This window comes from Leisingera sp. XS_AS12, from assembly GCF_041224635.1.
Lineage (GTDB): Bacteria > Pseudomonadota > Alphaproteobacteria > Rhodobacterales > Rhodobacteraceae > Leisingera.
The window spans coordinates 16,383-35,737 of record NZ_JBGFGM010000104.1 but is presented as its reverse complement, the minus strand read 5'-3'; the positions used below and the strand labels follow the sequence as shown (position 1 = coordinate 35,737).

Sequence of the window (19,355 nt, the reverse complement as noted above, 5' to 3'; positions counted from 1 at the left end):
TCATGGCCAAGCAACTCGATTACCATACCCTGCGTGAGATCTTCACCCGCTTCCAGGCGGCCGAGCCCGAACCCAAGGGCGAGCTGGAGCACGTCAACGCCTATACGCTGGTGGTGGCGGTGGCGCTGTCGGCGCAGGCCACCGACGCGGGCGTCAACAAGGCGACCCGCGAGCTGTTCAAGATCGCCGACACCCCGCAGAAGATGCTGGATTTGGGCGAAGAACGCCTGATCGAGCATATCAAGACCATCGGTCTCTACCGCAACAAGGCCAAGAACGTCATCAAGCTGTCGCGCATCCTGGTGGAGGAATACGGCGGCGAGGTGCCCAATTCCCGCGCCGCGCTGCAGTCGCTGCCGGGGGTTGGCCGCAAGACCGCCAATGTCGTGCTGAACATGTGGTGGAAGCAACCGGCGCAGGCAGTGGACACCCATATCTTCCGGGTCGGCAACCGCTCGGGGATTGCGCCGGGCAAGGATGTGGACGCGGTGGAACGCGCCATCGAGGACAACATCCCGGCCGATTTTCAGCAGCACGCGCACCACTGGCTGATCCTGCACGGTCGGTACCACTGCAAGGCCCGCAAGCCCCTCTGCGGCACCTGCCTGATCCGCGACCTGTGCCAGTACGAGGACAAGAACCTGTGAGCCGCGCAGCCGCCCTCCGTATCGTCCCGGCAATCGCCGCCCCTGGCCTGCCGCCCCTCTGATCCAGATCTGGACGCCCCGCAGCCGGGCGCATTCCCCAAGGAGAGACAATGACCAAGACCTATCATCTGGTTGGCATCGGCAATGCCGTGGTCGACGTGATTTCACAATGCGAAGACACCTTCCTGTCCGAACAGGGTATCGAAAAGGGCATCATGCAGCTGATCGAGCGCGATCGCTGCGAGGAGCTCTATGCCGCGATGGGCAACCGGGTGATGACCCCCGGCGGCTCGGTGGCCAACACCATCGCAGGCGCTGGTGCACTGGGGCTGGACGCGGCCTTCATCGGCCGGGTGCGCGACGACACCCTGGGCAAATTCTATGCCGATGCGATGAACAACGAAGGCGTCGCCTTCGTGAACCCGCCGGTCGAGGGTGACGAGCTGCCCACCTCGCGCTCGATGATCTTTGTCTCGCCCGATGGCGAGCGCTCACTGAACACCTATCTCGGCACCTCCTCCGAGCTGAGTTCTGCCGACGTGCCGGAAGAGACCGCAAGCGCGGCTCAGATCATGTTCCTTGAGGGCTATCTTTTCGACCGGGACAAGGGGAAGACCGCCTTCATGGAAGCCGCGCGCATCTGCCGCCAAAGCGGCGGGCGCGTCGGCCTGTCGATCTCCGACCCGTTCTGTGTCGAACGCCACCGGGAGGATTTCCTGAATCTGATCGGCAATGATCTCGACTTTGTCATCGGCAACCAGGACGAGATCTGCGCCCTGTTCGAGACCGACGATCTGGAAACCGCCATGGCCCGGACCGCGGAGATCTGCGACCTGATGGTCTGCACCCGCGGCGGCGACGGGGTGACCGTGGTCCAGGACAACCAGCGGGTCGACGTCCCGGTGGAAACCATCGTTCCGGTGGACGCGACCGGCGCAGGCGACCAGTTCGCAGCCGGCTTCCTGTTCGGCCTTGCCACGGGCCGGGACATCGAGATCTCGGCGCGGATGGGGTGCATCTGCGCAGGCGAGGTGATCCGCCACATCGGCCCGCGCCCGGAAACAAATGTACTGGCCCTGCTGGAGGACGCCGGTCTGGTCTGATCGGCCCGCGCCCGTCTCCGCAGGCGGTCGCTCCCGCCCGTCGCAACATCACCTGACGGTGCCGCCGCGCCCGTTGGGCGCAGCCGGGACCGCCAGGGCGGCCCCGGCAGGCGGCGCGCGCCGCCCTCAGTCCTCCCAACGCGGCCCGTCTTTTCAACCGCTGAACAGGGCCAGGCGCAACCGCGGGCCTGTGTCAGCTCTCCGCAGCCTTCAGTGCCTTGCCCAGCAAGGTCTGCAGCGCTGCGACGTCTTCGGCGGACAATCCGGCCAGCAGGCGCGCCTGCGTCTGGACATGCGCGGTGACCGCCTCGTCGATCAGTGCAAAACCTTTCTCGGTAAGCCCGATCAGGAAGCTGCGGCTGTCCTCCGGGTTCACCTCGCGCTTTACCAGCCCGTCCGCGGCCAACCGGTCGATCCGGTTGGTCATCGTGCCAGAGGCCACCATGGTTGCCTCCAGCAACGCCCCCGGCGACAACGCATAAGGGGCGCCCGCGCGGCGCAGCGTTGCCAGCACGTCGAACTTGGCCGCGTTCAACCCGAACTCGGCCCAAGTCTTCTGCATCTCGCGCTGATAGGCCAGCTGCAAACGTGCGACCCGGCCAATCACGCCCATGGCCGTCACGTCTAGGTCCGGCCGCTCCTGCTCCCACTGCTGGGTAATGACATCTACATGATCCATGGCTTCGGTGTAGCGAGATTAATCTTGACGTCAAGACAATACATGTTATCTCGACATCAAGATAAGGAGAGTCCCATGTCCGTCCGAACGCTTTTCCTGACTGCCCTGGCCCCCGCGATCTGGGGCAGCAGCTATATCGTGACCACCACGCTGCTGCCGGGGCACTCGCCGCTGGTGGTGGCCTTGCTGCGGGCCCTGCCGGCGGGGCTGTTGCTGCTGCTGCTCGTGCGCGAACTGCCGCCGCTTCACTGGATTCCACGGCTGCTGCTGCTGGGAGCGCTGAATTTCTCGCTCTTCTGGGGGCTTTTGTTCTTGTCGGCCTATCGGCTGCCGGGCGGGGTCGCGGCCACATTGGGGGCGGTGCAGCCGCTGATCGTGGTATTCCTGTCGGCGCTGCTGCTGAACACCCCGGTCCGCGCCGCCGCCGTCGCCGCCGCGCTGCTGAGCATCGCAGGTGTTGCCCTGCTGGTACTGACCCCGGCCGCACGGCTGGATACCATCGGCGTGCTGGCGGGCCTCGGCGGTGCGCTGTCGATGGCGGCTGGCGTGGTGCTGAGCCGCAAGTGGCAACCACCGGTGCCGCCGCTGACCTTCACCGCATGGCAGCTGACCGCGGGCGGACTGCTGCTGGTTCCCGTTACCTTGTGGATGGTGCCGGACCTGCCGCAGTTCACCGCGGCCAATATCACAGGCCTCGCCTACATGAGCCTGATCGGCGGCGCGCTGACCTATATTCTGTGGTTCCGGGGATTGGCGCGGCTCGACCCTGCACAGGTTTCGCTGCTGGGGGTGTTCAGCCCGCTGTCCGCTGTCGTGCTGGGGTGGCTGTTGCTGAATGAAACCCTGACCGCGAACCAGATGCTGGGCGCCAGCCTTGCCCTGTTCAGCCTGTGGCTCGGGCAAGGCAGGGTGCGGCTGCGGCGGCAGGCCGCCACGGCTCGCTAGCCCGGCTCGTCAGCGCGGCGCCAGCGGCGCGCAGCTGCCGCCGCGGTGGCACTCCAACACGGTGCGGCGCACCTCGGGGGTGTCGTCAAAGGCAAAACCACCACAGGCGCCGAGGCGGACCACAAGTTCGCCTCCGCGCTGCTCGGCGAACAGCACGTAATCCACGCCCGACCGCGCCCCCGCGCACCATGGGCCGGCGCATTCCACCTCCAGCACCGCCGGGACAGACACACGCTGAGAGAAGTATTTCCCGTCCAGCAGCTTGCCCGAGATCTGTGCCGGGATGCGGCTCAGCTCCGGCATGTCTTCGGGGTTTTCGGAGTGCGAGCGCGGCAGCTGCGTCTCGTCAAAGCGCAGCTCTCCGGCGATGACATTGTAGGCGCTGCTGGAGTTGGCCGCTTCCAAATAGGCATCCGCCGGTCCCCAGGGCAGGCAGCTCAGCGCAGCTGCGGGAGTGGCCGCCACGACCGCGCCGCAGGCCGCGGCCAGAACGCTCAGCCCCGCAAGACGGGCAGAGCTTGCGATCAGTTCCTTGAAAACAGGCATCTCACAGATACTCCCTGAACTCCTCGACCACCCGGGCATAGACCTCGCGCTTGAAGGGCACGATCTTCTCTACCAGGCTGTCGACCGGCTGCCAGCACCAGGCCGAGAACTCAGGGTGCTCGGTCTCGATGTTGACCTGATCATCCGTGCCAAGGAACCGCATGAGATACCATTTCTGCTGCTGGCCGCGGTACTTGCCCCCCCAGAATTTGGGCACCACGTCATGCGGCAGATCATAGGGCAGCCAGCCGTCCGATTCGGCAACGATCTCCACCAGTTCCGGCGAGACACCGGTTTCCTCTTCCAGCTCGCGCAGGGCTGCGGCGCGCGGGTCCTCGCCCGCGTCGATCCCGCCCTGCGGCATCTGCCAGGCATCCTTGAACCGGTCTCGGCGCTGCCCCACGAATACCGCGCCCTCGGCGTTGATCAGCATGACGCCCACATTCGCGCGATAGGGCAGTTTGGCAATTTCTTCGGGCGTCATCAGGCTCTCCTTGGCGTTGCAGCCACCCCTTTAGACCGATTGCCGCCGCGGCACGCAAGAGGGTGACGCCGCGTTTCCTCGTGACAATGGCGGCCCGGTTCACGATCCTTGCGACAACTGCCAGGGAGAGTTCAAATGACTGCGTACCCGAACATGCTCGCGCCGCTGGATCTCGGCTTTACGACGCTGAAGAACCGCGTGCTGATGGGGTCGATGCACACCGGGCTGGAGGAAACCGGCGACTGGAACAGGGTGGCCGAATTCTACGCCGCCCGCGCCCGCGGTGGCGTGGCGCTGATGGTGACCGGCGGAATCGGCCCCAACCTCGAAGGTTCGGTCCTGCCCGGCGCCGCGATGATGACCAGCGACAAGGACGTGGCCAACCACCGGATCGTCACTGACCGGGTGCATGATGGGGGCGGCAAGATCGCGATGCAAATCCTGCACGCGGGCCGCTACGCCTACGGGCCGAAATGCGTCGGCCCCAGCCCGGTGAAATCGCCGATCTCGCCCTTCGCCCCGATCGAGCTGGACGAAGAGGGGATCGAGAAACAGATCAGTGACATCGTCAACGCCGCCCGGCTTGCACAAGAGGCGGGCTACGACGGGGTCGAGATCATGGGGTCCGAGGGCTATTTCCTCAACCAGTTCCTGGTTACCCGCACCAACAAGCGGACCGACCGCTGGGGCGGCTCCTACGAGAACCGCATGCGCCTGCCGCTTGAGGTGGTGCGCCGCACGCGCGAGGCCGTGGGCCGCGATTTCATCCTCATCTACCGGCTGTCGATGATCGACCTGGTGCCCGAGGGTTCGACCTATGAAGAGGTCGTGCAGCTGGCGCAGGAGGTCGAGAAGGCCGGCGCCACCATCCTCAACACCGGCATCGGCTGGCACGAGGCCCGCATCCCCACCATCGCCACCTCGGTGCCCCGCGCGGCCTTTGCCTGGGTGACGAAAAAGCTGATGGGCAAGGTCGGCATCCCGGTCATCACCTCCAACCGCATCAACACGCCCGAAGTCGCCGAACAGGTGCTGGCCGAGGGCTGCGCCGACATGGTGTCGATGGCGCGCCCGATGTTGGCGGATGCGGATTTCGTCGCCAAGGCCGCCGCCGGTGAGGCCAGCCACATCGCCCCCTGCATCGCCTGCAACCAGGCCTGCCTCGACCACACCTTCAGCGGCAAGCTGACCTCCTGCCTGGTCAACCCGCGTGCCTGCCACGAGACCGAGCTGGTGATCGAACCGGCAGCATCGCCCAAGACCGTGGCCATCGTCGGTGCCGGTCCCGCCGGGCTGTCGACGGCACTGACCGCCGCGCAGCGCGGCCATGTCGTCACCTTGTTCGACCGCGCCGACGAGATCGGCGGCCAGCTCAACATGGCCAAACAGGTGCCCGGCAAGGAGGAGTTCTGGGGCCTGGTGGACTGGTACCGCACCATGGTGGCCGATGCGGGCATCACGCTGAAGCTTGGACGCGAGGTTGGAGCGGATGATCTTGTCGGCTTTGACGAAGTGGTGATCGCCACCGGTGTTCTCCCCCGCGATCCCGCGATCCCCGGCCAGGACCGCGACAATGTGCTGAGCTACATCGACGTGCTGCGTCACAGGAAACCGGTCGGCCAGCGCGTGGCGGTGATCGGCGCCGGCGGCATCGGCTTTGACGTGTCCGAATTCCTGCTGGAGGAGGGCCACAGCCCGGCCACCGACCTGCCCGCCTGGATGAAGGAGTGGGGCGTCACCGACCCGGCCGAGCACCGCGCAGGCCTCGCACCCGAAGGCCCGCAACCCGCGCCCCCGGCCCGGCATGTCACCCTGCTGCAACGCAAGGCGGAACGCCACGGCAAGCGCCTGGGCAAGACCACCGGCTGGATCCACCGCGCCACCCTGAAGATGAAAAACGTCGAATTCATCGGCGGCGTGAACTACGAGAAGATTGACGATGCGGGTCTGCATGTCAGCTTTGGCGAGGCGCGCGAAAACCCGACGCTGGTGCCAGCCGACACCATCGTGCTCTGCGCAGGCCAGGTGTCCGAGCGCTCGCTGGCCGATCAGCTGGCCGAACGGGGCATCACCGCCCATGTCATCGGCGGTGCTGACGTGGCGGCCGAATTGGACGCCAAACGCGCCATCAACCAGGGCACACGGCTGGCCGCGGCGCTCTGACGCGCCGCCTGTTACCAGTCATTCCCCTTCTGCTTCGCCCGCGGCTCGGAACCAATCCGGGCCGCGGCGCATTGCTTCTGCGAGGCCGTCCTCAGGGGCGGTCCATAAATCCTGGCAAGAAGAGGACTCTGATATGCCCAAAATCGCAGACGCAAAAATCCTGATCATCGCCACCCACGGTTTCGAACAGTCGGAACTGGAATTTCCGCGGGACCAGCTGCGCGTCAAGGGCGCCGAGGTCCATGTCGCGACGCTCGACGGCAAGGCGATCAAGGGCTGGGAAGGCAGCGACTGGGGCCGCGAGGCAGAGGCCGATCTGAAAATCGCCAATGCCAAGGCCGAGGATTACGATGCTCTGGTCATCCCGGGCGGCCAGATCAACCCCGACCTGCTGCGGGTCGAGGGAGACGTCCTCAACCTCGTCAAAGCCTTTTACGAGGGCGGCAAAGTGATCGCCGCGGTCTGCCACGCCCCCTGGGTCCTGGCCGAGGCCGGGATCGCCAAGGGCCGTGACATGACCTCCTATCATTCGATCAGGACCGACATCATCAACGCCGGGGCGAACTGGCAGGATGTCGAGGTCGTGGCGGATCAGGGCATCGTCACCAGCCGCCAGCCCGACGACCTGAAGGCCTTCGTCTCCAAGATCACCGAAGAGATCGAGGAAGGCACGCATCAGCGCAGCCAGGGCTGACACAACGCTGTGCCAATGATGCACGCGCGGCTTCTGGGTCGGAAGGCCCGGAAGCCGCGTATCTTCCTGCCCTACCCCGCGAGCGACCCTGCCCCCCGCACTGCCGGGACACCCCGGGCGAGCGCTAACCTCACCAACTATTCGCCCGCCCCTCCCCTCGTGCAGTTTCAGCGGGATAAACCACGCCGAATTTCTTCAATGAAACTGGCGGCATGGGCGCATCCGCGCTACCCATGGTAAAACGGTAGCAAACGAGGCCGCGCCATGCCGATTTCCGCTTACGACCTCTGGGCCGATGGCACTGCCCGCCCCGCGGCGGACACCAGCGTGACCGGGCCGGGGCGCTACCGCTGGCTGCATTTCGATCTTGCGGACCCGGAACTGGCCGATTGGTGCGCAGCGCAGCTTCCCAGCATTCCCGGACAGGCGCTGCTTCAGAGCGAAACCCGCCCCCGCTGTGACATGTTCGAAGACGGGCTGATCCTGAACCTGCGCACGGTGAACCGCAACCCCGGCGCCAAGGCCGCCGAGATGCTGTCGCTCAGGATCTGGGCAACCAGCCGCACCATCGTCACCGTGCGCCTGCGCAAGACCTTCGCGCTGGATGCGATCCGCGCTGAATGCAGCACCGGCCACGGCCCGAGGTCGCCGGGCGAGTTCCTCTACCGTCTTATCAACGGTCTGGCGCTGCACACCCGCGACGTCGTGCTGGAACTCAGCGCCGCAACCGAAGCCCTTGAGGAAATGACCGAGGATGGCACCCTGCCCGCCGCCGAGGCGCTCAAGGCACCGCGTCGCAACGTGTTGAAGCTGTACCGCTACCTGGAACCGCAGCGCGAAGCCCTGCTGAACCTGCAGGAAACCGGAGAGCAGCTGTTCTCGGAAGACGAACAGCTGCATCTGCGCGAAGCGGTGAACCTGTTCACCCTGTCGGCGGAAACGCTGCAATCGCTGACCGGACGGCTCGCCGTGCTGCGGGACCACACCGATGCCGAACTGGCGCGGCAGATGGGCCGCAACAGCTATGCGCTGTCGGTGGTGGCGGCGCTGTTCCTGCCGCTCGGGTTCCTGACCGGCCTGTTCGGCGTGAACCTCGCCGGTATCCCGGGCGCGGAATCGCCGTTGGCCTTCCCCATCCTCTGCCTCAGCCTGCTGGGCTTGGGCGCGGGCATGCTGCTGGTGATGCGCTGGCTCAGACTCCTGTGACGCCTGCCGATCCTGCCACCCCGTGCACGGCGCAGCTGTCCTGGGGCGCCTGCGTCCGGTCCTGCAAACCGTAGTCACGGATGCCCCCTGCCACCCGCAAGCGGTAGTCGGCAAAGATCCCTGAGCGCCCCTGCATCTGCGCAGAGCGATGTTCCGACATCTGTCGCCAGCGCGCCACCGCTTCCTCGTCACGCCAGAAGGACAGCGACAGCAGCTTCTCCGGATTGGCGAGGCTCTGGAACCGTTCGATCGACACGAAGCCGTCAACCTCCTCCAACAGGGGCCGCAACGCGGCGGCAGCCGCCAGGTAGCTGTCCTTCTCGCCCTCGGCGATCTCCACTTCAAAAATGACTGCGATCATGCCGCTCCCTTTCCCTTGTCCCCCTGCGAGCCCGGGATACGCCGCAGCCAGGTCCGGTCCTCGCGCAGCAGAAACCGCTCGCGCTGTGCAAATTCATAATTCTCCCGCCCCAGCGGATCCGCCGCCAGCCGCGCGCGGTAGGCTTCATAGTCCGCCAGGCTGGCGACATTGTATATCCCGTAGGCCAGCGTCGACGAGCCTTCATGCGGGGCGTAATAGCCAACCAGATCCGCACCGCAGCGCGGGATCGCCTGCCCCCAGTTGCGGGCGTATTGTTCGAATTCTGACCGTTTGGTCGGGTCGATGTGATAGCGGATGACACAGGTCAGCATAGGGCGGTTCTCCGGGGTTGTTGCAGGCCCAGAGCTAGCAGCTGCACCGAGCCAAATGCTTCGCCCCGCATCGAAGTCTTCGTGATCGCAGCGCAAGCTGGCCGTTTCCACAGCGCAAACGATCCCATCAAAACCCCGCAATTATCCCACCTGCGCCCCGATCTTGCCCGATTTCACCGGCAAGTTCACCTCAACCCGAGGATGATGAGGACGCCGGATCATGGATCGACTGACCGAAATGGAGGCCTTTGCCAATGTGGTGGACCAGGGCGGGTTCACCGACGCGGCGCGCAAGATGGGGATCTCCAAATCCGCCGTCTCCAAACATGTCTCCAGCCTTGAGGCCCGCCTTGGCGCGCGGCTGCTGAACCGCACCACCCGCCGGGTGTCGCCGACCGAGATCGGCCTTGCCTACTACGACCGCGCCCGCCGCGTCCTGAACGATGCGGGCGAAGCGGATGCGCTGGTCACCTCGATGCAGTCGGCGCCCTCCGGCCTCTTGCGGATTTCGGTCGCCACCGATTTCGGCGTCAACCACCTGTCGCCGGTGCTGTCGGATTTCCTGCGCGACTTTCCGGACATCACCGTCAACATGGTGCTGAACAACCGCTACGTCGAGCTGATTTCCGAAGGCTTCGACATGGCGGTGCGCATCGGCGAGCTGGAGGACAGCTCCCTGCGCGCCCGCAAGCTGACCGAGACCACCAAGCGGATGATCGCCTCCCCCGCCTACCTAGAGAAATTCGGCCGCCCGCAAAAGATCGACGAGTTGAACGCCCACAAGCTGCTGCATTATTCCAGCCAGTCCAGCGGCAACGTCTGGAAGATCACCGCCCCCTCGGGAGAAAAGCGCCAGGTGCGCACCTCTGGCTGGCTGTCGGTGAATGACGGCCAGTCGCTGCTGAATGCGGCGATCTCCGGCCTCGGCATCGCCTATCTGCCGAGCTACCTCTACGCTTCGGCCATGGCCGAAGGGCTGGTCGAAGACGTGATGCCCAGCCTGCCGGTGGAAACCCAAGGCATCTATGCCGTCTACCCGCCGGGCAAGTTCACCCAGCCCAAGGTCCGCGCCTTCATCGATTTCCTGGTGGCGGCCTTTGCAGACCGCGACCCCTCGGACTGGAAGACCTGACCTCCCCGGCTCACACCGGACCAAGACATCCCTCGAAGACCTGCCCCCGCATCCGCTGCGGGGGCCTTTTTGTGCCATGCTGAGCCTGCGCACCTTTGCCCCCTTCAGGCGCCAAGCGGATCGCGCCGCTGTCGGTCGAGTATGCGCAACATAAGACGGCAAGCCCCGGATCACTCCGTCAGCAACACCGCTTCGACCCGCCGGTTGGCCAGACGCCCCTCGGTCGTCAGATTGCTGGCAATCGGCGCCAGGAACCCGGCTCCGGCGACGTCGATCCGGGAGCCATCCGCCTCCAATCTCTGCGTCAGGTAATCCTTGACCGCCTGCGCCCGGCGCTCGGAAATGCCGATGTTCTGCTGCAACGATCCGACCGTGTCGGTGTGGCCAACCAGCAGCAGGCGGTATTGCGGATTGTCGCCCAGAAAGGCGGCGAGCGCGCGCAGACTGGGAAACGCGCCCTCCTGCAAGCGGGTGGATCCGCTTTCGAATTCCAGGTCCGTCAGCACCACGTGGCCGCGCACTTCCAGCGTCTTCGCCAGGTCCACCAGCGACGGTCCCGGCACCGCCGGTAGGGCCGCAGGTTTCGTGACCGTCACCGCAGCAGCCGCTTCGGGCGGTTGCACGGTAATGATCTGCAAGAAGGTCACCCCCCCTGCCGGCGACGCCAGCAGCGACACCGCCTCGTCCCCTCGGCTGGCGGAGAGGAAGTGATAGGTCGAGATGTCGACCATCATGTCCGGCGCCGGAACCACCTCGATCCCGAAGCGAAAGTCGAAACCGCCGCAGTCGCGTGCCGCACAGTCAAGGTGTACCTCGTAGCCCTGTTCCACCAGCTGCGCCCGCAGGGGCACCAGCACCTCCAGCGCACTGCCCGCGGGCGGCAGGCGCCAGGTCCGGCGACTGATCCGCCCTTCAAAGGCCTGCGAGGGCACTTCGTCCGCGCGCTCAGGGCCCGTGGGCAGCTGGTACACCCCCAGAGCCGTGTCGCGCTGAGACAGCGCTTCGGCCTCTGCGGGCAGCATCAACTCGGCGGCGGCCAACCGTGCAGGGGCGATCGCCACCAGCACGCAGACATGGGCGAGCCAGCGCAGGCCCGCCACGTGCAGACACCACAAGCGCCTCAGCGACACTGGCCGTGATACTCCGGGTTGGGGACCATGGCCGTGGCGCTGGCTACGCGGTTGGACATGTTGAAGAACCCCGCCACATTGGCAATGTCCCAGATGTCACGGTCGCTGAAGCCCACGTCCCGCAGACCTTGCCGGTCCGCCTCTTCGATCTCGGCGCTTGCGGTGGTCATCTTGGCGGCGAAGTCCAGCATCGCCCGCTGTCGCGGCTCCAGTGGCGCGACGCGGTAATTCATCACCAGCATTTCGCCCAGCGCCGGATCGCCCGACAGTTGCCGTACCGCCGCCCCATGGGCGACCAGGCAGTAGAAGCAGCGGTTGATCGAGGACACGACCACCGCGATCATCTCCCGCTCCAGCTTGCTGAGACCGCTGTCGGCCAGCATCAGGTCGTTGTACATCGCGGTAAAGGCATTCAGCTTGTCGATGTCGAAGGCGTTTGCCTTCAGCACATTGGGCACGAAGCCCAGCTTTTCCACGCAGATATCGAAGTAGCGCTGCGTTTCGGGCGGCAGCGGGTCCACCATTGGCAGATCGAGAGCTGTAGGCTGGGTCTGGTTCGTCATCGTTCAATCACCTTCCTGCAAAATCCGGTAGTGATACTCTCCCGAAAGCGCCATGCCGAGGGAAGCATAAAGCCCGTTTGCCCCCGCGTTACGTTTCGTACATAAGACCGCCATTTCAGTGGCACCGTTTTCCAACGCCCAGAACGCCGCCTGGCGCATCATCCACGCCCCCATGCCCGCACGGCGCTGATGCGGCAGGATCTCCAGCGCATGCACCATCGCAACGCCGTCGTGGATGGCCGCGAAACCGGCGCCCGCCGGCTTGTCGCGATGCCGCGCCAGGAGCGCCGTCTTCGGCCCCGCAACCCGCTCCATCACCGCCAGCCGCTCCGGGCCAATGCCGCCCTGGGCCCAGATCTCGCGCTGGATCGCCAGGGGCTCCCAGACGCAGAAGGCAGTGACCGGCGGCACCGGCCTGTCGGTCAGCTGCGTCACCGTGCAAACCCAGAGGTTCACCGGATCCTTCACCGTGTAGCCGCGCGCAGCGAGCTGCGCATCCAGCGTCGTCTGACCGTCGCGGATCATGAAAAGGCACGCCTGCCCCATGGCTCGCATCTCGGCTTCGGCGGCTGCGATATCGGCCTCTGAAGCCGCCCCGTCCACCGTCGCTGCCGAGACCCGGCTACCACCACCGAGCCCCTTGCGCAGGGTGACGGGGCCCAGCTGCCACGTTGCGGCAGGCGGCCAGGTCGCTTCGGTCACCGCGTAATAGCGCGGATCGGTTGTCACTGCCCCAGCTCCCGGGCGAGATCGGTCATCGCCGCGTCGATCCGCGCCCCGTCATGGCCACGGATCACGATGTTGGCACCAAAGACGCCGTCCTTCTGGAACGGATAGCAGCCCACCGTCAGGTCATCATAGGTCTCGGCCAGCTGGCGCAATGGCGCGGCAATCTCGCCCTCGCCGCGCTGCACCCGCAGGGTCTGGGACAACATCGGCTGGCCGCCGGTCAGCGTCGGCATCACGCTGGCCACCATCGCCTGGAAGATCATCGGCACGCCGGCCATCACATGCACATTGCCCAGGGTGAACCCCGGCGCGGCCGAGACCGGGTTGTCGATCAGCGCCGCCCCCTCGGGAATGCGCGCCATCCGCAGCCGGGCCTCGTTCAGCTCCAGCCCCTGGGTGTCGTAATGCGCCTGCAGGATCGCACGGGCATCCGCACGCACATCCAGATGCGCGTCAAACGCCTCGGCAATGCAATCGGCGGTGATGTCGTCATGGGTCGGCCCGATGCCGCCGCTGGTGAACACGTGATCATAAGCCGCCGACAGCGCCCGTACCGCCGCCACGATCGCCGGAGCGTCATCGCTGACGATGCGCACCTCCTTCAGGTCGATGCCGTGCTTGGTCAGCTCTCCGGCCAGGTAATGCATGTTCGCATCGCGCGTGCGGCCCGACAGGATCTCGTCCCCGATGACCAGCATGGCTGCTGTTGGATTGGGCATGATCGTACTCCCTTGATACCGCGTCATGGCAGGTATAGGCCCGAAGCCATGCGCTTTGAAACCCCTCTGATCCCCGCGGTGCTGATCCGCCGCTACAAACGATTTCTTGCCGATTGCCGCCTGGAGGACGGGCGCGAGGTGACCGCCCATTGCGCCAACCCCGGCAGCATGATGGGGCTGGCCGAACCCGGCATGCGGATCTGGCTGGAGCCCAACGACGATCCGAAGAAAAAGCTGAAATTCGGCTGGCGATTGGTCGAACACGCGGGGGGCCATTTCACCGGCGTCGACACATCCGTACCCAACCGCGCCCTGCGCGCCGCGCTGGAGGCGGGGCAGGTTGCCGGGCTGGCGGACTATGAAACCATCCGGGCGGAGGTGAAATACGGCGAGAAGAGCCGCATCGACTTCCTGCTGACCCAGCCCGGCCTGCCCGACTGCTATGTCGAGGTCAAAAGCGTCACCCTGTCACGCCAGCCGGGCCTTGCGGAATTCCCCGACAGCGTTACCGCCCGTGGCACCAAGCATCTGGGCGAACTGGCCCGGATGGTGGCCGAGGGCCACCGCGCGGTGATGCTCTATCTGGTGCAGCGCACCGACTGCGATCGCTTCCAACTGGCGGCCGACATTGATCCCGCCTACGCGGCGGCCTTTGACGCCGCGCAGGCCGCCGGGGTGGAACGGCTGGTGCTGGGCACCACGATCTCGCCAACAGGCGTCGAGGTCGGCAAGCCCATCGCTGCCGCGGGCTGAGGCCAGCCCGTCGGGCTGGTGTGCTCAGGCGGCTTCGCTCGCTTCCTCGTCGATACCGGCCTGATCCGCATGCACGATGGTCCGGGTCGGGAAAGGAATGTCGACCCCGGCCGCGTCCAGCGCCTCTTTCACCTTCCGCTTCATGTCCGCCTGGTACTGGAAGTAGTCCGCGGCATCGACCCAGACCCGCACGAGGAAATCCACCGAGCTGCTGTTGAGCTCGTTCACCTGGAAGAACGGCTCCGGGTCGCTGTGCGAGCGGCTGTCGCCCATGATGGTGTCGCGGATCACCCGCTCTGCCAGCGCCAGATCAGCGCCATAGCCGACGCCAAAGGTCCACTCGGCACGGCGGGTCGGAAAGGAGGAGTAGTTGGTGATCGTGTTGCCCCAGACCTCGGAGTTGGGAATGATCACCTTGAGATTGCCAAGGCTGGCCAGAACCGTGTTGTTGAGGTTGATGTCCTTGACCGTGCCCATCTGGCCGTCGACCTCGATGAAATCGCCCAGATTGAAGGGTCGAAACAGGATGATCATCACCCCGGCCGCCACGTTCGACAAAGCGCCCTGCATGGCCAGACCGATCGCAAGCCCGGCAGCACCGATGGCGGCGATGATCGAGGTGGTCTTGACCCCGAAGGTGTTCAGCACGAACAGCAGCGCAAACCCCAGGACCGCGTAGCGCGCAAGGTTGCCGAGGAAGTGGAAAAGGGTCACGTCGAACTTGGCATGGGCGTCCCCCACGGCGACGATCCGGCGCTTCACCCAGCCCGCGACGATGAACCCCGCGATCAGGATGATGACTGCGGCAACAACGCTGCCCAGCACCTCGGCAAGGAACTCCAGCGTCACCAGATCCGCCAGCGCCTTGCCCCCGTAAATCTCCGTCTGCATCAGGTCGTTGATCCCATCCATGCCGTCTTGCCCCTCCGTGTTGTTTGCAGAAATGTACGCAGGCCCAACTCGGCACCACGCGGAAAAGTTCCCGGCTGCTCCCTCTGGCCCTTTGGGCGCGAACCCCTTACATAGCTTGGGCAACGACATCCGATGGAGCTCCGCCCGATGAGATCGAAAGACGGCCGCACGACAAAGGACGGCATCCGCATTCACGAGCCCGGCGATTTTGCCGGCATGCACAAGGCCGGGGCCCTCGCCGCGCGCATTCTGGATGACATCGCCGCACATGTGTTCCCCGGCCAGACCACCGGTGAGATCGACCGCATCATCACCCAGATGGTCGAGGACGCAGGCGCGAAATCTGCCACCATCGGCTACAAGGGCTACCAGCACGCCAGCTGCATCTCGGTGAACCACGTGGTGTGTCACGGCATCCCCGGCGACAAGAAGCTCAAGGATGGCGATATCCTGAACATCGACGTCACCGTGATCGTGGACGGCTGGTTCGGGGACACCTCGCGCATGTATGTGGCGGGCAAGCTCAGCCGCAAGGCGGAACGGCTGATCCAGGTCACCCATGATTCGCTGATGAAGGGGATCGATACCGCCAAGCCCGGAAACACCTTCGGTGACATCGGCCATGCGATCCAATCCTATGCCGAAAGCCAGCGGATGAGCGTGGTGCGTGATTTCTGCGGCCACGGGCTGGGCCAGGTGTTTCACGCCCCGCCCAACGTGCTGCACTACGGCCGCCCCGGCACCGGCCCGGTGCTCGAGGAAGGCATGTTCTTCACCATCGAGCCGATGATCAACCTCGGCCGCCCCGAGACCAAGATCCTGGCCGACGACTGGACCGCGGTCACCCGTGACAAGTCGCTGTCGGCGCAGTTCGAACATTCCATCGGCATCACCGCCGACGGGGCCGACATCTTTACCCTGTCGCCCGCGGGCAAGTTCCACCCGACCTACGAATAGGCTGCCCCGGTACGGCGGGCGGGCCACCCCGCCCCCCAAGGCCCCTTAAGCCCCCTTGCGGCCAGGGCCAGATGATGCCTGTCAGATCGACAACCGTGCGGGCACCTCGGCCATGTCACGGACCAGCTCGCCTCCCAGTTCCGCGAGGCGGGCGCCATCGCCATGGGGCGCATAGGCAAGGCAGCGCATGCCCGCGCGCAGGGCTGCGGTGACACCGCTGGCGCTGTCCTCGATCACCAGGCAATCGCGGGCCTGCACGCCGAAATGGCTGGCTGCGGCCAGGAACAGCCCCGGCTCCGGCTTGGCCACGCCCAGCGCATGCGCCGAGAACATCGCCTGCGGGTGAAACCGCTCCCACAGCCCGTTCTGGCCCAGGGTAATGCGCATCTTCTCCTCGCTGCCGTTGGAGGCAACGCAGCAGGGGATCTGCGCCTGATCCAGCCGCGCCAACAGCTCTGGGATGCCGGAAACCAGCGGCACCCCCTGTGCAAGACGCGCATAGGTTTCAGCGTAGATTTCGTCCACCCAATCCGACGGCAGATCGGCGCCCATCGCACGTGCCTTCTGCATCACCCCCGCCATGGTGCCCCCGACGAACTGGGCCATCGCCTGTTCCACAGAGAGCCTCAGCCCGTGGGCGGCCAGGTTGTCCACCAGCACCTGGCTGGTAAGCCGTTCGCTGTCGACCAGCACGCCATCGCAGTCAAAGATCACCAGCTTGGGTGTCGGAAAGGTCGGTGGCATGCGGTTTACTCCTTGCGCGCCGCGGTTACTCGGCCGCTTCACGCCACATCAGCGTGATATGGGTATCGCCATATTTGCGACTGTCCTGCAGCGTGAACCCCTCGGGAGCCGCCATCGGGGTGTTTTCCTCCCAGACAACCAGCGCCTCCGGAGCGATCCAGCCACCGGCCACGGCGGCGGTCAGCGCTTTCTGCCCCAGGCTCTTACCGTAAGGCGGATCGAGAAACACCAGGTCGAAAGGCGCATCCGGGTTCTGCCCCAGCTTCAGCGCATCGCGGCGCGCCAGCGTGCAACGGTCTTCCGCCCGGCACAGGCCGATATTCTTGCGGATCAGCCCGCCCGACACCCGGCCGTCATCGACGAACAGCACCTCGGCCGCGCCGCGCGACAGTGCCTCCAGCCCCAGGGCGCCGGTGCCCGCGAACAGATCCAACACCCGCGCGCCGGGAATGGCCCCGGTGTGCATCAGCACGTTGAACAGGCTTTCGCGCACCCGGTCGGTGGTGGGGCGCAGATGCGCGCCCGCGTCCCCCTTGCCCACCGCCGCCAGCGCCCGGCCGCGGAATTCGCCCGCGATGATCCTCACGCTTTCAGCAGTGATTTCAGATCCGCCGCCGGATCTGCCACCACCCCCTTGTCGGCGGTCTTGCCCATGTCGATCAGGCGCTTGGCCACCATATAGGCTCGCGGATCATTCATCGCGTCCACCGCCACCAGCTGCCCGTCGGCGTAATACCAGAACGATCGCTGCAGCCCCTCGCCCTGCCGGGTCACCACCGTGTCATACCCGGTGTTCAGCCCCGCGATCTGCAGCTTCACGTCGTATTGATCCGACCAGAACCAGGGCTGCGCAACATAGTCCCTGGCCGCCCCCAGCATGTTCTGCGCCACCACCTCGGCCTGGTCGATGGCGTTGGGCACGCTTTCCAGCCGGATCCGCCGACCACGATACGGAAAGGAGGCACAGTCGCCCGCGGCCCAGATCGATGCGTCCGAGGTCCGTCCCTGGCCGTCCACCTTGATGCCGTTGTCCAGGTCCAGCCCGGCCAGCTCCGCCAGCTGCGTGGACGGGGTAATGCCGACGCCGACGACGACAAAATCCACCTCCAGCACCTCGCCACCGCTGAGCACGGCGCGCGTGACCTTGCCGCCCTCGCCTTCCAGCCGCTCCAGCCCGGTGGCCTCGCGGATATCGACCCCATGACCGCTGTGCAGCGCGCGGAAATAATCGGAGGTTTCCGGCGCGGCGACACGTTGCAGGATACGGTCAGCCATTTCCACCAGCGTCACCTTGACGCCGCGTTTGGCACAGACCGCGGCCGCCTCCAGCCCGATGTAGCCGCCTCCGACGATCAGCGCCCGGGCCCCCTCGCGGACCTGCGGTGCCATCGCGTCCACATCGCCCAGACCGCGCACCACATGCACGCCCTCCAGATCGCCGCCGATCGCGGCAGGCAGGCGACGCGGGTCCGAGCCCGTGGTCAGCGCCAGCTGGTCATATCCGACCACCTCATCCCCCAGCGACACGGTTTTGGCCGCGGTGTCGATGCCGGTGACGCGCTGGCCGAGCTTCAGGGTGATGTTGTTGTCAGCGTAAAAGCTCGCCGGTCGCAGAAACAGACGCTCCAGCTCCATCTCGCCCAGAAGATACGCCTTGGACAGCGGCGGGCGCTGATAGGGCAGCACGTCCTCGGCACCGATCAGCGTTATGTCACCGTCAAATCCATCCTTGCGCAGCTTCGCCACCAGCGAAGACCCCGCCTGCCCGGCTCCGATCACGACGATATGGGACATCTCCGCTTGCCTCTCGCATTAGTTCCAGTCACGCTTTGAGCGGACCCTACCGAATGGGGCAACCGAAACGCAATCATGAGAAAGAGGAACCTGCCATGATTTCTGTTGGAGACCAGATGCCAGATGCCACCCTGACGCGGATCGGAGCGGACGGCCCCGAGCAGGTCCAACTGGCCGACAAGCTGAAAGGGCGCAAAGTGGTGATCTTCGCCGTCCCCGGCGCCTTCACCAGCACCTGCCACTCGGCGCATGTGCCCAGCTTCATCCGCACCAAGGACAAGTTCGCCGAAAAGGGCGTGGACGAGATCATCTGCCTGGCCGGCAATGACCCCTTCGTGATGTCGATCTGGGGCGACAATACCGGCGCAACCGAGGCAGGCATCACCATGCTGTCGGACGCCGAATGCAAACTGACCGAAGCCCTGGGCATGCGCTTTGACGCCCCCGCGGCCGGTCTGGTCGGCCGCTCGCTGCGCTACGCGATGCTGGTGGAAGACGGCGAGGTCAAGATCCTCAACAAGGAAGAGAACCCCGGCCAGTGCGAACTGTCAGCGGGTGAAGGACTGCTGGACGCGATGGGCTGACCCGCCCCCAAACCTGCGGCGGCGGTCCTGCCCGGATCGCCGTCAGCGCTTAATTTTCTGTTAAAAATCAGGTCAGAAGCCATGCCCCAATGTTTCGCGCGCGAAACATTGGGGCAGTCCTGCTGACCCATTTTGCGAACCACGCGCCTTGCCTTGTTTCAGCGGGCTCAACTGGCGC

General features: G+C 65.6%; 23 protein-coding genes. 10 read left to right on the top strand and 13 right to left on the bottom strand.

Translation table 11 applies throughout. The features are described 5' to 3' along the window. Window positions 1–2 precede the first annotated feature (2 nt). Both nth and AB9K35_RS13005 read left to right on the top strand, forming a co-directional pair. Entirely contained in the window at window positions 3–647 is a 645-nt protein-coding gene (gene nth, locus AB9K35_RS13010; protein ID WP_222454869.1) for an endonuclease III, read from the top strand. Window positions 648–757: 110 nt separating this feature from the next. Further along, window positions 758–1,750 (top strand): adenosine kinase, encoded by a 993-nt coding sequence (locus AB9K35_RS13005; RefSeq protein ID WP_369926652.1) that lies wholly within the window; start codon window positions 758–760, stop codon window positions 1,748–1,750. 193 nt (window positions 1,751–1,943) lie between these two features. Here the strand turns inward: AB9K35_RS13005 and AB9K35_RS13000 are convergent, their stop codons facing one another. Then, window positions 1,944–2,429 carry a MarR family winged helix-turn-helix transcriptional regulator gene (locus tag AB9K35_RS13000; protein ID WP_369926650.1) on the bottom strand — a complete coding sequence of 162 codons (486 nt, stop codon included), beginning with the start codon at window positions 2,427–2,429 and terminating at the stop codon, window positions 1,944–1,946. A 75-nt stretch (window positions 2,430–2,504) separates the two neighbouring features. Here AB9K35_RS13000 and AB9K35_RS12995 point away from each other — a divergent pair, with 75 nt between their 5' ends. After that, entirely contained in the window at window positions 2,505–3,374 is an 870-nt protein-coding gene (locus AB9K35_RS12995; protein ID WP_369926648.1) for an EamA family transporter, read from the top strand. Window positions 3,375–3,383: 9 nt separating this feature from the next. Here AB9K35_RS12995 and AB9K35_RS12990 read toward each other — a convergent pair whose 3' ends face one another. Next, the gene (locus AB9K35_RS12990) at window positions 3,384–3,920 is read right to left on the bottom strand and encodes a hypothetical protein (RefSeq protein WP_369926646.1); all 537 of its coding nucleotides are present in this window, start codon (window positions 3,918–3,920) and stop codon (window positions 3,384–3,386) included. A gap of 1 nt (window position 3,921) precedes the next feature. After that, the gene (locus AB9K35_RS12985) at window positions 3,922–4,404 is read right to left on the bottom strand and encodes an RNA pyrophosphohydrolase (protein WP_369926644.1); all 483 of its coding nucleotides are present in this window, start codon (window positions 4,402–4,404) and stop codon (window positions 3,922–3,924) included. A 135-nt stretch (window positions 4,405–4,539) separates the two neighbouring features. Between AB9K35_RS12985 and AB9K35_RS12980 the strand changes: the two genes are divergently transcribed. The 3 genes from AB9K35_RS12980 to AB9K35_RS12970 all read left to right on the top strand — a co-directional run bounded on the left by AB9K35_RS12980 (window position 4,540) and on the right by AB9K35_RS12970 (window position 8,467). After that, window positions 4,540–6,567 (top strand): FAD-dependent oxidoreductase, encoded by a 2,028-nt coding sequence (locus AB9K35_RS12980; RefSeq protein WP_369926642.1) that lies wholly within the window; start codon window positions 4,540–4,542, stop codon window positions 6,565–6,567. A gap of 133 nt (window positions 6,568–6,700) precedes the next feature. Continuing rightward, window positions 6,701–7,261 (top strand): type 1 glutamine amidotransferase domain-containing protein, encoded by a 561-nt coding sequence (locus tag AB9K35_RS12975; protein ID WP_369926640.1) that lies wholly within the window; start codon window positions 6,701–6,703, stop codon window positions 7,259–7,261. A 264-nt stretch (window positions 7,262–7,525) separates the two neighbouring features. Further along, on the top strand, window positions 7,526–8,467 hold the full coding sequence (locus tag AB9K35_RS12970; protein ID WP_369926638.1) for a CorA family divalent cation transporter: 942 nt from the start codon (window positions 7,526–7,528) through the stop codon (window positions 8,465–8,467). Here AB9K35_RS12970 and AB9K35_RS12965 read toward each other — a convergent pair. Next, entirely contained in the window at window positions 8,454–8,828 is a 375-nt protein-coding gene (locus AB9K35_RS12965) for an antibiotic biosynthesis monooxygenase (RefSeq protein ID WP_369926636.1), read from the bottom strand. The two genes, AB9K35_RS12970 and AB9K35_RS12965, sit on opposite strands and share 14 nt — an antisense overlap. Next, window positions 8,825–9,160: an NIPSNAP family protein gene (locus tag AB9K35_RS12960; RefSeq protein WP_369926634.1), complete on the bottom strand. Its 336-nt coding sequence runs from the start codon at window positions 9,158–9,160 to the stop codon at window positions 8,825–8,827. Before AB9K35_RS12960 ends, AB9K35_RS12965 begins: the two co-directional genes overlap by 4 nt. A 220-nt stretch (window positions 9,161–9,380) precedes the next feature. Between AB9K35_RS12960 and AB9K35_RS12955 the strand changes: the two genes are divergently transcribed. Beyond that, on the top strand, window positions 9,381–10,292 hold the full coding sequence (locus AB9K35_RS12955) for a LysR family transcriptional regulator (protein ID WP_222454858.1): 912 nt from the start codon (window positions 9,381–9,383) through the stop codon (window positions 10,290–10,292). 170 nt (window positions 10,293–10,462) lie between these two features. On the opposite strand, the gene AB9K35_RS12950 is transcribed toward AB9K35_RS12955, so the two are convergent. From AB9K35_RS12950 to AB9K35_RS12935, 4 genes are read right to left on the bottom strand one after another with little or no spacing between them, the layout of a single operon-like run. Beyond that, window positions 10,463–11,422, bottom strand: a complete 960-nt coding sequence (locus AB9K35_RS12950) for an OmpA family protein (RefSeq protein WP_369926632.1) — start codon at window positions 11,420–11,422, stop codon at window positions 10,463–10,465. After that, complete coding sequence (locus AB9K35_RS12945) at window positions 11,413–11,985, bottom strand: peroxidase-related enzyme (RefSeq protein WP_222454856.1); 573 nt, start codon at window positions 11,983–11,985, stop codon at window positions 11,413–11,415. Before AB9K35_RS12945 ends, AB9K35_RS12950 begins: the two co-directional genes overlap by 10 nt. A 3-nt stretch (window positions 11,986–11,988) precedes the next feature. Next, window positions 11,989–12,714: a GNAT family N-acetyltransferase gene (locus AB9K35_RS12940; RefSeq protein WP_369926630.1), complete on the bottom strand. Its 726-nt coding sequence runs from the start codon at window positions 12,712–12,714 to the stop codon at window positions 11,989–11,991. Continuing rightward, window positions 12,711–13,433: a competence/damage-inducible protein A gene (locus AB9K35_RS12935; protein ID WP_369926628.1), complete on the bottom strand. Its 723-nt coding sequence runs from the start codon at window positions 13,431–13,433 to the stop codon at window positions 12,711–12,713. Before AB9K35_RS12935 ends, AB9K35_RS12940 begins: the two co-directional genes overlap by 4 nt. A 48-nt stretch (window positions 13,434–13,481) precedes the next feature. Between AB9K35_RS12935 and sfsA the strand changes: the two genes are divergently transcribed. Continuing rightward, window positions 13,482–14,186 (top strand): DNA/RNA nuclease SfsA, encoded by a 705-nt coding sequence (gene sfsA, locus AB9K35_RS12930; RefSeq protein WP_369926626.1) that lies wholly within the window; start codon window positions 13,482–13,484, stop codon window positions 14,184–14,186. 24 nt (window positions 14,187–14,210) lie between these two features. Here sfsA and AB9K35_RS12925 read toward each other — a convergent pair whose 3' ends face one another. Then, on the bottom strand, window positions 14,211–15,098 hold the full coding sequence (locus AB9K35_RS12925) for a mechanosensitive ion channel family protein (protein ID WP_369926624.1): 888 nt from the start codon (window positions 15,096–15,098) through the stop codon (window positions 14,211–14,213). A 147-nt stretch (window positions 15,099–15,245) separates the two neighbouring features. Here AB9K35_RS12925 and map point away from each other — a divergent pair, with 147 nt between their 5' ends. After that, a complete protein-coding gene (gene map, locus AB9K35_RS12920) occupies window positions 15,246–16,055 on the top strand; it encodes a type I methionyl aminopeptidase (protein ID WP_369926622.1) in 810 nt (269 codons plus the stop codon). A gap of 81 nt (window positions 16,056–16,136) precedes the next feature. Here map and AB9K35_RS12915 read toward each other — a convergent pair whose 3' ends face one another. Genes AB9K35_RS12915 through AB9K35_RS12905 form a run of 3 tightly spaced genes read right to left on the bottom strand, consistent with a single transcriptional unit; the run spans window position 16,137 to window position 18,593 of the window. Beyond that, window positions 16,137–16,799, bottom strand: a complete 663-nt coding sequence (locus tag AB9K35_RS12915) for an HAD family hydrolase (protein WP_369926620.1) — start codon at window positions 16,797–16,799, stop codon at window positions 16,137–16,139. A 25-nt stretch (window positions 16,800–16,824) separates the two neighbouring features. Beyond that, on the bottom strand, window positions 16,825–17,385 hold the full coding sequence (rsmD, locus tag AB9K35_RS12910) for a 16S rRNA (guanine(966)-N(2))-methyltransferase RsmD (protein WP_369926618.1): 561 nt from the start codon (window positions 17,383–17,385) through the stop codon (window positions 16,825–16,827). Then, a complete protein-coding gene (locus AB9K35_RS12905; RefSeq protein ID WP_369926616.1) occupies window positions 17,382–18,593 on the bottom strand; it encodes an NAD(P)/FAD-dependent oxidoreductase in 1,212 nt (403 codons plus the stop codon). The genes rsmD and AB9K35_RS12905 overlap by 4 nt, the downstream gene beginning before the upstream one ends. A gap of 95 nt (window positions 18,594–18,688) precedes the next feature. On the opposite strand from AB9K35_RS12905, the gene AB9K35_RS12900 reads away from it, so the two are divergent. Beyond that, the gene (locus AB9K35_RS12900) at window positions 18,689–19,177 is read left to right on the top strand and encodes a peroxiredoxin (protein ID WP_222454847.1); all 489 of its coding nucleotides are present in this window, start codon (window positions 18,689–18,691) and stop codon (window positions 19,175–19,177) included. The last annotated feature ends 178 nt before the right edge of the window (window positions 19,178–19,355 follow it).